Here is a 13861-nt window from a genome sequence, read left to right as displayed (position 1 = left end):
CACCCTGTCAGGCGCTGGGCTCCCGCGGGGCACAGCCCAGCGCCAGCGTCAGTTGCAGCAGCGTCGCCGGGTCCTCCAGCCGGTCGCCGAACAGGTCGCGCAGCTGCCCCATCCGGTAGCGGACGGTCTGCGGGTGCACGAAGAGCTCCGCGGCGATCCGTTCCCGGCGGCCGTGGTGCAGCAACCAGGAGCGCAGCGTGGCGGTGAGCTTCTCCCGGGTGGCGGGGGTGACCTGGTCCAGCGGGGCGAGGACGGCGGTGCGCAGATCGGTGAGCGCCTCCTCGTCGGCGCGCAGCACCAGCTCGACGAGCCGGGCCTCGGTGTCAAGGGGAGCGGTGTCAAGGGGAGCGGTGTCCAGGGGAGCGGTGTCCGGGGCCGGCCCCAGCCGCAGGGCGCGCAGCACCCGGCGGTGCGAGGCGGCGACGTCGTGCCACGGCCGGGCGGGGCCGACGGCGGCGCCGAGCCCGTCCAGCACGCGGAGCAGACCGGCCCGCGCCCCGCCCCCGGCGTCGGGCACCAGCAGGACGGCGCGCTCCTCCTCGCCACCGGGACCGGCGGCCTCCTCGGTCACCTGCAGCGTGCGGGCGTCCAGCAGGGCCAGCGCGTTGCGGGCCCGGGTCTCCGGCAGCACGACGGCGGTGAGCGTCCGCGGCGGGGTCCAGTCGGCGCGCTCGGCGGCGGCGGTCAGGTCGTGCAGGGGCCGCCCGGCGAGGAGGACCGCGCCCAGCCGCTCCAGGTGGTGCTGGCGCACCCGCCCGCTGGTGGCCAGCTCGTCGGCGTGGCCGGCGACGCTGGCGGCGGACAGCTGGTCGATGTAGGCGAACACCAGCTCGGCGAAGCGGGCCAGGGAGCCGACGGTGAGCCCGGCGGAGACGGCGGTCTCGCTCATGTGCCGCCAGGAGACCCGGGCACCCACCCGGTAGGCCGACAGCAGCGCGTCCATCGACCGGCCGCTGCGCGCCTCGCCCCGGCCCAGCGCGTAGGCGCCGGCGAGGGCCGGCGCGATCGGCCGGCTGGGGTCGACGCCCCCGCCGTCGGTGGCCAGCTCCAGGAACCCGCCCAGGGCGACCTGGACCGCGCGCTGGATCGCCCGGCCCATCTCCCCGGCGAACGCCCCTGCGTAGCTGGGCACCTCGACCACGATGCTGGCCACGGTGCGCTCGGCGACCGCCGGCAGCTCGGCCAGCATGGCCGCGACGACCGCCGGCGGGAACGTGATCGGGTCCCCGATGGCGGGCGCCGCCGGAGCGGGGATGCTGGGGGGCAGCTGCTCAGCCACCGGTGACCTCCGTTGTTCGCAGGGAACAGAAGGTACCGCCCGATTCACGTCCGGGGCACAGGTGATTGATCGCCAGGCTGGGAAAGACTCAGTACATGACCGCCACCGTCCCGCGCCCGGTCGCCGCGCGGCCGCTGCTCACGACGCTGCGTGACCGCGCGCTGAAGCTGGCCGAACTCGTCACCACGCCGCTGCTGCCCAGCGACTACCTCGACCTGGTCGACCCGCTGCGCTCCGGTGCCGCGCTGCGCGGCCGGATCGAGTCCGTGCACCGCGAGACCCCGGACGCGGCGAGCATCGTGATCCGCCCCGGCCGCGACTGGCTGCCGCACACCCCGGGCCAGTACGTCCGGATCGGCATCGACATCGACGGCGTCCGGCTGTGGCGGGCGTACTCGATCACCTCGGTGCTCGGCCGCGCCGATGGCTGCTTCAGCATCACCGTGAAGGCGATCCCCGACGGCACGGTCAGCAACCACCTGGTGCACCGGGCGAAGCCGGGCACCGTCGTGCAGCTGGACCAGGCGACCGGTGACTTCGTCCTGCCCGAGGCGCGGCCGGCCAAGGCGCTGTTCGTGACGGCCGGTTCCGGGATCACCCCGGTGATGGGCATCCTGCGCAACCTGGGCGAGGACGCCGGGTGCGACGTCGTCCTGGTGCACTCCGCGCCCACCGTCGAGGACGTCATCTTCGGTGCCGAGCTGCGCGAGCTGGCGGCCGCCGGCCGGATCCGGCTGGTCGAGCACCACACGAAGGACGCCGGCCTGCTGGACGCCCCGGCGATCGCCGACCTGGTGCCCGACCTGGCCGAGCGGGCCACCTGGGCCTGCGGCCCGGTCGGCCTGCTCGAGGCGCTGGAGGAGCACTGGGCCGACCAGGGCATCGCCGACCGGCTCTACACCGAGCGCTTCCGCCCGCGGGTGCTGGTCACCGGCGAGGGCGGCACCGTCACGTTCGCGAAGTCCGAGCGCACGCTGGAGGTCGACGGCGCGACCCCGATCCTCGACGCCGCCGAGGAGGCCGGGCTGCTCATGCCCAGCGGCTGCCGGATGGGCATCTGCTACGGCTGCGTCCTGCCGCTGCGCGAGGGCGCCGTCCGCGACCTGCGCAACGGGGAGCTGACCACCGCCTCACCCGGTGACGGCGTCCTGATCCAGACCTGCGTCAGCGCCGCCGCCGACGCCTGCGACATCGACCACTGATCCCCGCACCCCAGAGCTGAGGAGCCACGCCCATGACCGTCCTGCAGAAGAAGTCCGACAACCCGATCGCCCACCTCTCCGAGGCCGACATCGAGGCCATCGGCCGCGAGCTCGACGCCATCCGGCAGTCCGTGGTGGACAGCCGCGGCGAGGACGACGCCGCCTACATCCGCCGGATCATCGACGTGCAGCGCAAGCTGGAGCTGGCCAGCCGGGCGGTGCTGCTGTTCTCCAAGTTCCCGCCGGCCTGGGTGCTGGGCACCGCCGGGCTCTCGGTCGCCAAGATCCTGGAGAACATGGAGATCGGGCACAACATCCTGCACGGCCAGTGGGACTGGATGCGCGATCCGAAGATCCACTCCACGACGTGGGAGTGGGACATGGCCAGCCCGGCCGAGCAGTGGAAGCACTCGCACAACGTGCTGCACCACACGTACACGAACGTGATCGGCAAGGACAACGACCTCGGCTACGGCATCATGCGCGTCGACGAGGACCAGAAGTGGGTGCCGCTGTACCTGGCGCAGCCGGTGTGGAACTTCGTCAACGCCTGCTTCTTCGAGTACGGCATCGCCGCCTACGACCTGGAGCTGGGCAAGAACCTGGCCACGAAGGAGCGGCGGGCCGACCCCGGCTTCCGCGCCCGCGGCAAGCAGGTGCTGAAGAAGATCGGCAAGCAGATGACCAAGGACTACGTCGTGCACCCGGCGCTGTCGGGTCCGTCGTTCCTGCCCACCCTGGCCGCCAACTTCACCGCCAACGTGGTGCGCAACCTGTGGTCGCACTCGGTGATCATGTGCGGGCACTTCCCGGAGGGCGTGCAGACCTTCGAGAAGAAGTCGATCGACGGGGAGACCCGCGGCGAGTGGTACCTGCGCCAGATGCTCGGCTCGGCCAACATCTCCGGCAGCAAGGCCATGCACATCATGACCGGCAACCTGTCCCACCAGGTCGAGCACCACCTGTTCCCGGACCTGCCGAGCAACCGGTACGCCGAGATCGCGCCGCAGATCCGCGACCTGTTCGCCCGCTACGGCCTGCGGTACCACACCGCGTCGCTCCCGCGTCAGGTCGGCTCGGCGTGGCACAAGGTGCTCCGGCTCTCGCTGCCCAACGGCTGGCTGGCCGAGACCACCCCGGCGAACGCCCCGGCCCAGGTGGCCAAGCTCTACAAGATGACGACGGGTGGGCCGAAGGTCCGCCGCCAGCTGCAGGGCGCCGCCTGGAACCAGGGCAGCCAGGCCGCGTGACACACGACGGGGCCCGCCAGGTGACCACCTGGCGGGCCCTGCCACGTCCGGTGGTGGTCAGCGCGCGCGGCCGCCGCGGGCGTTGATCGAGGCCAGCGCCGGGTCGACCTGCAGGTCCTCGTCGACCTGGATCACGACGTGCTCGTTGTCGTCGGGCACGCCGGCGGTGCGCCCGGCCGAGCCCGGGTAGTTGTTGTCGTTGCCGACGATGATCCGGTGGTCGTCCAGCACGGCGATCTGCTCGATGGTGACGAACGGGAAGGTGGCGTAGCCGCCCTTCGTACCGGCCACGCCCTGCGGGTCCGGGATGGCCATCAGGTTCGAGATCAGCCGCTTGTCGGCGTAGCCGTCCCGGTCGACGTCCCGGGTGTCGACGAGGTACACGGCCTTGAGCTGCGCCGTCGGCCCCTGACCGCCGTCCCGCTCCAGGATCAGGAAGCGGTTCTGGTCCAGCGCCACCATGTCGCCGAGGGCGTTGTTCGGCACCTCGAACCGCACCTTGGCCTTCAGGCCGGTGTAGACGCCACGGTGGGTGTCGAAGGAGTAGATCCGGCGGGTGGCCGGGTCGTCGCCGGCGACGGCGCCCTCGAGCATCGGGTACAGCGTGTTGCCGTCGACGCCCAGCGCCATGCCCTCGAAGCCCTTGCTGCTGCCGAGGGTCGGGGCCGCGCCGTTGAGGTTCCAGGCGTCGGGGGAGCGGACGCCGTCGGGCTGGACCGGCGCGGACAGCACCCGGCCCTGCGCGTCGACGTGCACCACGCTCGGGCCGAACTCCTCGCCGATCCAGAACGTGCCGTCGGGCATCCGCTGGAACGACTCGGGGTCCAGGTCCGCACCGGTGAGCCGGCGGTCGGCGCGGGTGAGCGGGAACGGCAGCTTGCGGTCGGGGTCGGACAGGCTGAACCCGCCGTCGAGCACCGTCGTCCGCTGGGTGGTGGTGTCGATGTGCACCCGGATGACCCGCAGCAGGAAGTCGGCGCTGTTGGCCTTCGTGCCGTAGCCGTTGTCCTCCAGCACCAGCCAGTCGTCGCCGTCCTTCAGCAGGCCGGAGAACCCCTGGATCGGCTGGGCGGCGAACGGCGTGGTGACGCCGTTGGCCGGGCTGGCCAGCGCGCCGGAGGGGATCTGCTCACCGAAGGTGGCCGACGGCAGCACGGAGCGGGCGACGAGCTCGGCCTGCTGGGTGCCGTTGCCCGAGGGCGCGGTGGGGGCGGGGCCGGCGAGCGCCGGCACGGCGATGGCTGGCACGGCGACGGCGGTCAGCAGACCGGCTGCGGTGAGGGTCGCGGCGGCACGGCGGGATGGACGGCGCACGGGTGGGTCTCCCTGGCTCGGGCGGTGGATCGGGCCGGCCGACCGTGCCGCGCGGAGACAGCCGGCGGCGGACGCCTCCGTGGCCGTGCTGTGAGGAGACCGTGAACGGGCCGCGTCGGCGGGCCCCGGTCAGTCGGCGTCCGGACCGGGGGAGCCGGCGGGGTATTCCAGCAGCGGCGGCTCGCCGTCGGACCAGGCCTGCCGCACCGGGTCGACGAAGCGCCAGGCCTCCTCCGCCTCGGCGGCGCTGACGGCGGTGCGGCTGCCGCCGGCCAGCACGTCGGCGAGCACGGCGCCGTAGGCGGTGCGCTCACCCGGGGCGTGCACCCGGACGCCGTCGGTGGCCTGCTGGGCGGCGTCCAGGGCGATCGCCAGCCGGTCGTCGGCGACCCGCTCGACCTCGGGTGGGAGCCCGTCGGGCGCGGGCGCGCGCAGGTGCAGCACGACCTGCTTGCGGTCGGCCGCCATCGCCTTGCCGGTGCGCAGCACGAACCGGGTGCCGGCCCAGCGGGGCGTGCCGACCTCGAGCACCAGCTCGGCGAGCGTCTCGGTGCCCCGGGCGGGGTCGACGCCGTCCGCGTCGACGTACGCCCGGCCGGCCGGGCCCGCGGTGTACCGCGCCCGGCGGGTGGCCGACGGCGCGGGCACCCGCACCGCCCGGAGGAGCGCCAGCCGCTCGCGGTGCAGGTCCTCCTCGGCCGCGGTGGCGGGCAGCTCCATCGCCAGCAGCGTCAGCGTCTGCACCAGGTGGTTCTGCAGCACGTCGCGCAGGGCGCCGGTCCGGTCGTAGAACCCGGCGCGGCCCCCGACGTCCAGGGTCTCCTCCCACACGACGTCGACCTGCGCGAGGTGCTCGCCGTCCCACTGCCCGGCCAGTGCACTGCCCGGTGCGCGCAGCGCGGGCAGCCCGGCCACCGCGGGCATGCCCAGGAAGTGGTCGACCCGGAAGGCCGCCGCCTCGACCCCACCGGTCGCCTCCGCCAGCAGCGCGTTCAGCGCCCGGGCGTCGGCCAGGTCCCGGCCGAACGGCTTCTCCACCGCGATCCGGCTGCCCGGCGGCAGGCCGGCGTCGCCCAGGGCGCGGACCGCGGCGGGGAACAGCGACGGGGGCAGCGCGAGGTAGGCGGCCACCGGACCGCCACCGGGGGAGGCGGCGACCGCGGCCGCCACGGTCGCCGGGTCGCCCAGGTCGACCCGCCGGTACCGGGCGCCGGCCACCAGCGCCTGCCGGGCGGCGGCCGGCACGTCGCCGGCGTGCTCGGCCAGCCGGGCCGCGACGTGCTCTGCGAACCGGGCGTCGTCCCAGTCCGGCTCGGCCGCGCCGACCAGCTGCAGGCCCTCGGGCAGCTGGCCGGCGGCGGTCAGCTCGGCGAGCGCGGGCAGCAGGAACCGGCCGGCGAGGTCGCCGGTCGCGCCCAGCAGCAGGAGCCGGGTGATCACCGGCCCACGGCGTCGCGCCAGGAGTGCTCGGGCGCGAAGCCGAGCAGCCGGCGGGCCCTGTCGATCGACAGCAGCGTCTCGTGCTCGCCCAGGTCCCGGGTCACCGGGACGTCGGGGAAGACCTCGGCGGCCAGCTCCGCCGTCGGCCGGGACATGACCGTGTCGGCGTTGGCGACGATGAACACCTCCGGGCCGGGCAGCCGCTGCTCCAGCGCTCGGCGCACCGCCTGGGCGCCGTCGCGGGCGTCGATGTAGCCCCACAGGTTCCACCGGCGCAGCTGCGGGTCGGCGTCGAAGGCGGGGAAGCCCGCGTACTCCTCGGGGTGCATCACGTTGCTGAACCGCAGCCCGGTCATCGACAGGTCGGGGTGCCACCGGCACAGCTGGCGGGCCATCTCCTCCTCCAGGGTCTTCACCAGGGAGTAGGCGCTGTTCGGCCGGGGGTGGTACTCCTCGTCGACCGGCAGGTACGGCGGCGCCTCGTCGAACGGCAGCCCGAGCACGGTCTCGCTGGAGGCCCACACGATGCTGCGCACGCCCGCGCGCAGCGCCGCGGTGTAGACGTTGAACGACGCCGTCACGTTGTTGGCGAACGTCGCCGCGTTGGGCATCAGCCCCGGCGCCGGGACGGCGGCCAGGTGCACCAGCGCGTCGACCGGGCGGTGCTCGTCGAACCCGCCGAGCGCCTCCACCGCCTGACCGGCGTCGGTCAGGTCGACCACCGCGGACTCGACGTCGGCCCGCGGGCTCGGCACCCGGTCCAGGGCGAGCACGTCCCACCCGTGCTCGACCAGGTGGTCGACCACCACCCTGCCGAGCTTCCCGCTGCTGCCCGTGACCGCGACCCGTGCCATCTGCGTCCCTCCACCGTTGCGACTGCCAGCGGACAGCCTCACCCACGGCCGCCGGCCGCGCAGGGCGAGGACTCGGTAAGGGGACCCTTGGTTAGGCAAGCCTTCCCTGTGTACGGTGCGTTCGGTGGTGATCATCATCGCCCCGGTGCCCGTGCGGCACCGGTCCCCGGCCGCGGCGCGGCCAGTGCCCCGCGGAGGCCCGGTGCCCGTCCCCGTCCCACTCCGGACCCCCCGTGCCGGGGCCGTCGTCGCGGTTGCCCTGACCGGCCTGCTGCTGGCCGGCTGCGCCGCCGGCGCGCAGCCCGACGGCGGGGGAGCGTCCGACGCCCCGGTCGTGCGGCTCGCCGACAGCACCCCGCTCGCCGACCCGGCGAGCTACGTGGGCCCCTCGACGGCGGTGCTCGGCGCGCCGGACGGCGACCCGCTGCCCGCCGCCGAACCGCAGCTGCCGGTCACCCTCACCGACGTCCAGGGCACCGAGGTGACCGTCACCGACGTGAGCCGGGTGCTCGCCCTGGACCTCTACGGCACCCTCTCCCAGATCACCTACGACCTCGGCCTCGGGGAGCGCCTGGTGGGGCGGGACACCTCCTCGTCGTTCCCGGGCAGCGACGAACTGCCGCTGGTCACGCAGGGTGGGCACACGCTCAACGGGGAGGCCGTGCTCGAGCTGGCGCCGACGGTGCTCATCACCGACACCACGCTCGGGCCCTGGGACGTGGTCCTCCAGGTCCGCGACGCCGGCATCCCGGTGGTCGTCGTCGACTCCCACCGCACCGTCGACGGCGTCGGCACGCTGATCGGCCAGGTCGCCGCGGCGCTGGGCGTCCCCGGTGCCGGGGAGCAGCTGGCCGAGGCGACCGCGGCGGAGATCACCGCCAAGGTCGCCGAGATCGCCGCGGTGGCGCCACAGGAACCGGAGCGCCGGCTGCGGATGCTCTTCCTCTACCTGCGCGGGCAGGCCGGGGTCTACTACATGTTCGGCCGCGACTCGGGTGCGGACTCGCTGATCACCGCGCTGAGCGGCCGGGACGTCGCCGGCGAGATCGGCTGGTCGGGGATGAAGCCGCTCACCGACGAAGGCCTGGTCGCCGCCCAGCCGGACCTGGTCCTGGTGATGACCGAGGGGCTGCGCTCGGTCGGCGGCGTCGAGGGGCTGCTGGAGCAGGTGCCGGCGCTCGCGCAGACCCCGGCGGGCCAGCGCCACCGGATCGTCGACATGGCCGACAGCCAGGTGCTGGGTTTCGGCCCGCGGACCGCCGACGTCCTCGACGCCCTGGCCACCGCGGTCTACGCCCCGGGCGCCACCGTGCCCACGGAGGTCCCGCGGTGACGGTCGCGCCGCCGGCTCCCGCCGTGGCCGGCCTGCCCGCGGCCCGTCCGGTCCGGCACCGCCGCCGGGCGGCGCTCACCTTCGCCGTCCTCGGGACGGCGCTGCTCGTGCTCGCCGTGCTCGCCGCCGGGATCGGTCAGCTGTCGGTGCCGCCGGCCGAGGTCGTCGGGTCGGTGCTGCACCGGATCGGGTTGGACGTCGGGCCGCTGCCCAGCCACCCGAACGGCGACGCCGCGCTGTGGAGCATCCGCTTCCCCCGGGTCGCCATGGCGGTGCTGGTCGGTGCCGCGCTGGCCACGGCCGGCGCGGTCATGCAGGGGGTGTTCGGCAACCCGCTGGCCGAACCCGGGGTGGTCGGTGTCTCCTCGGGTGCGGCGCTGGCGGCGAGCGCCACGATCGTCTTCGGCATCACCGTGCTGGGCCCCTGGACGCTGGCGGCCGCGGCCTTCGTCGGCGGGCTGGTCGCCACCCTGCTGGTCTACGTCCTCGCCCGCGCCGACGGCCGCACCGAGGTGGTCACCCTGGTGCTCACCGGGGTGGCGCTGAACGCTTTCACCGGCGCGGGGCTCGGCTTCCTGACCTTCCTGGGCGACACCCAGGCGCGGGAGCAGATCGTCTTCTGGCAGCTGGGCAGCCTCAACGGCAGCCGCTGGCAGTACGTGGGCGTGGTCGCCCCGCTGGTGGCGGTCGGCCTGGCCGGGGCGTTCCTGGTCGCCCGCCGGCTGGACCTGCTGGCACTGGGCGACCGGGCGGCCCGGCACGTGGGCGTCGACGTCGAGCGGCTGCGGTTGGTCTGCATCGTGCTGGTCGCCCTCCTGGCCGCGGCCGCGGTGGCCTTCTGCGGGATCATCGCCTTCGTCGGCCTGGTCGTGCCGCACCTGGTGCGGATGGTCTGCGGCCCCGGGCACCGGGTGCTCGTGCCGGCCAGCGCCCTGGGCGGTGCGGTGCTGCTGCTCGCCGCCGACCTGGTCGCCCGCAACGCCGTCGCCTACGCCGACCTCCCCATCGGCATGCTCACCGCCCTGGTCGGCAGCCCGGTCTTCTTCTGGCTGCTCCGCCGCTCCCGCCGCACCGCCGGTGGCTGGGCGTGACCGCCGTCCCCGCCCTGACCGCCGTCGGCGTCACCGTCGACGTCGGCGGGCGGCGGCTGCTGGACGACGTGAGCTTGCCGGTGCACGCCGGTGAGCTGGTGGCACTGGTCGGCCCCAACGGCGCGGGCAAGTCGACGCTGCTCGGGGTGCTCGCCGGGGACCGGTCGCCGACCGGTGGGGTGGTCCGGCTGGCCGGGCGGGACCTGGCCGGCGAGCCGCCGGGGCAGCTGGCCCGGGCGCGGGCGGTGCTGCTGCAGGAGCAGCGGGTCGCCTTCTCCTTCCGGGTGCGCCAGGTCGTCGAGATGGGGCGCACCCCGTGGCGGCGCACCGACCGTGCCGCCGACGACGAGCGGCTGGTCGACGCCGCGCTGGCCGAGGCCGACGTCGCCACGCTGGTCGACCGGCTGCACCCGACGCTCTCCGGCGGGGAGCGGGCCCGGACCGCCTTCGCCCGCGTGCTCGCCCAGGACGTGCCGGTGCTGCTGCTCGACGAGCCCACCGCGGCGCTCGACATCCACCACCAGGAACGGCTGCTCGACTCGGCGCGGGCGGTCGCCCGGGCCGGTGGCGCCGTCGTCGCGGTGCTGCACGACCTCACCCTCGCCGCCGCGCACGCCGACGTCGTCGCGGTGCTGGCCGAGGGCCGGCTCCGGGCGCTGGGCCCCCCGGCGCACGTGCTCACCGGCCCGCTGCTCTCCGACGTCTACCGGCACCCGGTCGACGTCCTCCCGCACCCGGTGACCGGGGCGCCGCTCGTGCTGCCCCGGCGCACCGCCGCTCTCCTGGAGGTCTCCTCGTGACCGTTCGCCGTCGGCTGCTGCCGGCCCTGCTCGCCGCGTGCCTGCTGCTCGTCGGTGCGGTCGCCCTCGCTGTGCCGGCCCAGGCCGCGGCACGGGTCACCGTGGCCAACGAGTTCGGCGCGGCGGCCGCCGACACCACCTACTCCACGCCGATCACCGTGCGCGGCACCGGCTTCCAGTCGGTGGCCGGTGGATTCGGCGGCATCTACGTGCTCTTCGGCTGGGTCGACGACCCCGGGGGCGGCTGGCGGCCCAGCCAAGGTGGGCAGACCGGCGCCGACTACCGGTACGTGCCCGACAGCGAGTCCGCCGACAACGCCGGCTTCCAGCGGTTCGTCGCCTTCCCCGGCAGCGCGACCGCCGAGGAGGCGAACGGAGGGGTGCTCGCCGCCGACGGCAGCTGGTCGGTGCAGATGTACGTGCCCGGCCCCACCTTCTCCTCGCTGGACCGGGACGGGCAGACCGTCTCCGTCGACTGCCGCCAGGTGACCTGCGGGGTGCTCACCATCGGTGCGCACGGCGTGGTGAACGCGGCCAACGAGACGTTCACCCCGGTGACCTTCACCGACGTGTACACCGAGGCGCCGGCGGGCGCTCCGTCCGCCGGCGGGGGCGGTGGGGACGGCGCCGGTCCGGGGGCCGATGCGCCGGCCAGCGCAGCCCCGGCCCCCGCCGCTCCGGCACCCGGCACCGCACCGCCCCCGCCGAGCGGTCCGCCGGCGGTGACCATCGACCCGGCCACCGCCGTCGCCGGGCGGGTGCTCAGCTTCACCGCGACCGGTCTGGTCGCCGGTGAGCAGGTGCTCGCGACGCTCGACGACGGCCTGGCCTCGGTCGGCCCGCTGCCGGTCAGCGCCCAGGGCACCGTCGCGGGCCTGCTCGAGCTGCCGGAGACGGTGCCCGGCGGCAACCACGAGCTCCGGCTGACCGGGACCACCACCGGCGGGCTGCCCACCGTCACCTTCTCCGTGCAGTCCGACGCCGGGGCGTTGTCCGTCGCCGAGGTCGCCGACAGCACACCGACGCAGCCCGCCCCGGCGGCGCTGGCCTTCTTCTTCCTCGCCGCCCTGGTGTTCTTCGTGGTGCTCACCGCGGCGGTGACCCGCCGACGTGCCCGGCGCGCCGTCACCGTGGTGGGCGGCCGGTGAAGCGGGCCGCCACGCTCACCGCCGGCCTCACCCTCGCCGCTCTGGTGCTGAGCCCGGGCACCGCCGCCGCGACGGGGGCACCGGTGTCCGGCGTCGAGCTCCGCTGGGGCATCTCGGCGGAGGTGTCGAACGCGGCCGAGGTGCCCGGGGCTGTCGACCTGGTCTCCGCCGGGGAGGTGACCGCGGGCGACGACGGCGTGTTCGCCGAGGAGGAGTGGGCGGCCGCCGACGGCGCGGTCCGGATCGAGCAGCAGCAACCCGACGGCTCGACCGCACCCGCCACCTGGGCCGGGCTGCGTGCGACCCCCGGCGGCGTCCCGCTCACCGACCCGGCTGACGGCTCGTCCGGGCTCGTCGTGGTGCTCACCGGCGGCGCCGGCACCGTCGACCCGGCCGGCGGCAGCGCGGAGCTCTCCTGGCGGGGCAGCGTCACCCTCGTCTCCGCGGGGGGCGCCGCGCTGCTCACGCTCACCGATCCCCGGATGGTCGTCGAGGACGGTGCCGGCCGGCTGACCGCCACGGTGCACGGCTCCGGCGGCGGTGTGACCGCCGACCCGCGGGAGGTGACCCTCGCCGACCTGCCCGGCGCCGAGCTGACCGACACGGGTCTGGAGGTGGCCCCGGCGTACCCGGAGGTGGCGCACGACGCTCCCGACGGCGCGCCACCGCAGGACCGGACCGGTGACTGCTGGGGCTCCTTCCCTGCGTCGCTCGTCGCCGTCGCCGGGGAGATCGGCCAGGCGGGCGCCTGGTACTCCACCGGGGCGGCGACCGACCCGGCGAAGCTGCCCCTGCCGCTGCGCGTCACCTGGCCTGTGCCCACCCCGACGCCCACCCCGACGCCCACCCCGACGCCCGCCCCGGCGCCCGCCCCGGCGCCACCGGCCACGGGCACCGTCGTGAGCGACGCGCAGTTCCGCTGGGGCGTCAACCAGGAGACCGGCAACGCCGCGTTCGCACCCGGCACGGTGAACCTGCTGTCGGCCGGCCGGGTGCCCGACACCGGCCCGGACCAGCAGATCGGCGCGGACCGGTGGGCGGCCAGCAGTGGCCGGGTCCGGATCGAGAAGCGACAACCGGACGGCTCCTACGCACCGGCCACCTACGCCGGGCTCACCACCACGCCCACCGGTCAGCCGCTGACGTCGGCCACCGCCGGGCTGTTCAGCGACCACCAGGTGGTGATCGACGGCGGCTCCGGCACGGTCGACCCGGCGGCCGGCACCGCCACGATCCGCTGGGACGGCGAGTTCACCGTCGCCTTCTACAGCGGGCTGACCTTCTTCACCGTCGCCGACCCGGTGCTCACCGTCTCCGGCGGGGTCGGGCAGGTGACCGCCACGCTGGGCGGGTTCGGCGCCGACCAGGCCGACCCGACCCGCTGGGAGCCGCTGCCGGAGACCGAGGTGGTGCTCGCCGAGCTGGGTGCGGTGCCCCTGGACGGCGCGGGCTTCACCGTCACGCCGCGATACGCCGGGGTGCGCTACGACCCGCCGGCCGGCAGCACCGTCACCCCGCAGCGGCGGGAGGGGGCGGCGTGGGGGGCCTTCCCGGCGAGCTTCGTCGACTTCCAGGTGCGGGTCGGGCAGGCCCCCTACTGGTACTCCAGCGGCGGCCCCACCGACCGGTTCAAGGTGCCGCTGCCGCTGACGGTGAGCTTCTCCGCCGCCGCGCCCGTCACCCCGCCCGCGGCCGCCCCGGTCACCACTCCGGCTGCGGCACCCGAGAACGTCGTGGCGACGCCGCCGACCCGGCGCAGCGCACCTCCGCCGGCTCCGCCGGCGGCTGCGGCGCGCCCGGCCACGCCGCGGGCCGCCCCGGCCCCCGCCACCGTGGGGTCGGGTGCCATGGCGCCGGGCGTGGTGGGGGAGCAGCAACTGCTCGCCGGCACCCGGACGGTGCACGTGGCCGGTGGTGCGGGCACCGACCTGGCCGGGCTGTTCGCGCCGGTACCGGGTCCGCGCGACCTCGGCTGGTGGGGCGGTGGCGCGGGCCTGCTGCTGGCCGCCCTGGTGGTGTGGCGGCGCTCCGCCGGCCGGTCGGCCGAGTCCGTCGCCGTGCGTGAGAACTGATCTTGACAGTCCACCCGATCGAGCTATTAGGTGAGGCTTGCCTAACCAACAGGTCAGGCGCATCCCACGCGAGGAGAA

At 75.3% G+C, this 13861-nt stretch carries 11 protein-coding genes; 7 read left to right on the top strand and 4 right to left on the bottom strand.

Annotated elements, in window-relative coordinates:
• Positions 1 to 7 precede the first annotated feature (7 nt).
• Positions 8 to 1279: a PucR family transcriptional regulator gene (locus tag JD78_RS07825; protein ID WP_228395218.1), complete on the bottom strand. Its 1272-nt coding sequence runs from the start codon at positions 1277 to 1279 to the stop codon at positions 8 to 10.
• Between the two features lie 95 nt (positions 1280 to 1374).
• Here JD78_RS07825 and JD78_RS07820 point away from each other — a divergent pair, with 95 nt between their 5' ends.
• Together JD78_RS07820 and JD78_RS07815 are read left to right on the top strand one after the other, a co-directional pair.
• Positions 1375 to 2481, top strand: a complete 1107-nt coding sequence (locus tag JD78_RS07820) for a ferredoxin reductase (protein ID WP_153360996.1) — start codon at positions 1375 to 1377, stop codon at positions 2479 to 2481.
• A gap of 32 nt (positions 2482 to 2513) precedes the next feature.
• Entirely contained in the window at positions 2514 to 3731 is a 1218-nt protein-coding gene (locus JD78_RS07815; RefSeq protein WP_153360997.1) for a fatty acid desaturase family protein, read from the top strand.
• 57 nt (positions 3732 to 3788) lie between these two features.
• On the opposite strand, the gene JD78_RS07810 is transcribed toward JD78_RS07815, so the two are convergent.
• The 3 genes from JD78_RS07810 to JD78_RS07800 all read right to left on the bottom strand — a co-directional run bounded on the left by JD78_RS07810 (position 3789) and on the right by JD78_RS07800 (position 7339).
• On the bottom strand, positions 3789 to 5045 hold the full coding sequence (locus tag JD78_RS07810) for an esterase-like activity of phytase family protein (protein ID WP_153360998.1): 1257 nt from the start codon (positions 5043 to 5045) through the stop codon (positions 3789 to 3791).
• A 129-nt stretch (positions 5046 to 5174) separates the two neighbouring features.
• Positions 5175 to 6485 carry a glucose-6-phosphate dehydrogenase gene (locus tag JD78_RS07805; RefSeq protein ID WP_153360999.1) on the bottom strand — a complete coding sequence of 437 codons (1311 nt, stop codon included), beginning with the start codon at positions 6483 to 6485 and terminating at the stop codon, positions 5175 to 5177.
• The gene (locus JD78_RS07800; protein WP_153361000.1) at positions 6482 to 7339 is read right to left on the bottom strand and encodes an NAD-dependent epimerase/dehydratase family protein; all 858 of its coding nucleotides are present in this window, start codon (positions 7337 to 7339) and stop codon (positions 6482 to 6484) included. The genes JD78_RS07805 and JD78_RS07800 overlap by 4 nt, the downstream gene beginning before the upstream one ends.
• A gap of 202 nt (positions 7340 to 7541) precedes the next feature.
• Between JD78_RS07800 and JD78_RS07795 the strand changes: the two genes are divergently transcribed.
• From JD78_RS07795 to JD78_RS07775, 5 genes are read left to right on the top strand one after another with little or no spacing between them, the layout of a single operon-like run.
• Positions 7542 to 8672, top strand: coding sequence for a heme/hemin ABC transporter substrate-binding protein (locus JD78_RS07795; protein ID WP_208104033.1), 1131 nt, complete (start codon positions 7542 to 7544; stop codon positions 8670 to 8672).
• Positions 8669 to 9763, top strand: coding sequence for a FecCD family ABC transporter permease (locus JD78_RS07790; protein WP_208104032.1), 1095 nt, complete (start codon positions 8669 to 8671; stop codon positions 9761 to 9763). The genes JD78_RS07795 and JD78_RS07790 overlap by 4 nt, the downstream gene beginning before the upstream one ends.
• Positions 9760 to 10563: a heme ABC transporter ATP-binding protein gene (locus JD78_RS07785; RefSeq protein ID WP_153361001.1), complete on the top strand. Its 804-nt coding sequence runs from the start codon at positions 9760 to 9762 to the stop codon at positions 10561 to 10563. Before JD78_RS07790 ends, JD78_RS07785 begins: the two co-directional genes overlap by 4 nt.
• Positions 10560 to 11711, top strand: a complete 1152-nt coding sequence (locus JD78_RS07780; RefSeq protein WP_153361002.1) for a hypothetical protein — start codon at positions 10560 to 10562, stop codon at positions 11709 to 11711. The genes JD78_RS07785 and JD78_RS07780 overlap by 4 nt, the downstream gene beginning before the upstream one ends.
• Positions 11708 to 13783, top strand: coding sequence for an HtaA domain-containing protein (locus JD78_RS07775; RefSeq protein WP_153361003.1), 2076 nt, complete (start codon positions 11708 to 11710; stop codon positions 13781 to 13783). The genes JD78_RS07780 and JD78_RS07775 overlap by 4 nt, the downstream gene beginning before the upstream one ends.
• The last annotated feature ends 78 nt before the right edge of the window (positions 13784 to 13861 follow it).

Source organism: Modestobacter roseus (genome assembly GCF_007994135.1).
Lineage (GTDB): Bacteria > Actinomycetota > Actinomycetes > Mycobacteriales > Geodermatophilaceae > Modestobacter > Modestobacter roseus.
This window is presented reverse-complemented; position numbering and strand designations above follow the sequence as displayed.

Excerpts from the sequence above, each read along its gene's own strand:
- JD78_RS07820 (WP_153360996.1), top strand. The coding sequence starts at position 1,375 with ATGACCGCCACCGTCCCGCGCCCGGTCGCCGCGCGGCCGCTGCTCACG.
- JD78_RS07815 (WP_153360997.1), top strand. The coding sequence starts at position 2,514 with ATGACCGTCCTGCAGAAGAAGTCCGACAACCCGATCGCCCACCTCTCC.
- JD78_RS07800 (WP_153361000.1), bottom strand. The coding sequence starts at position 7,339 with ATGGCACGGGTCGCGGTCACGGGCAGCAGCGGGAAGCTCGGCAGGGTG.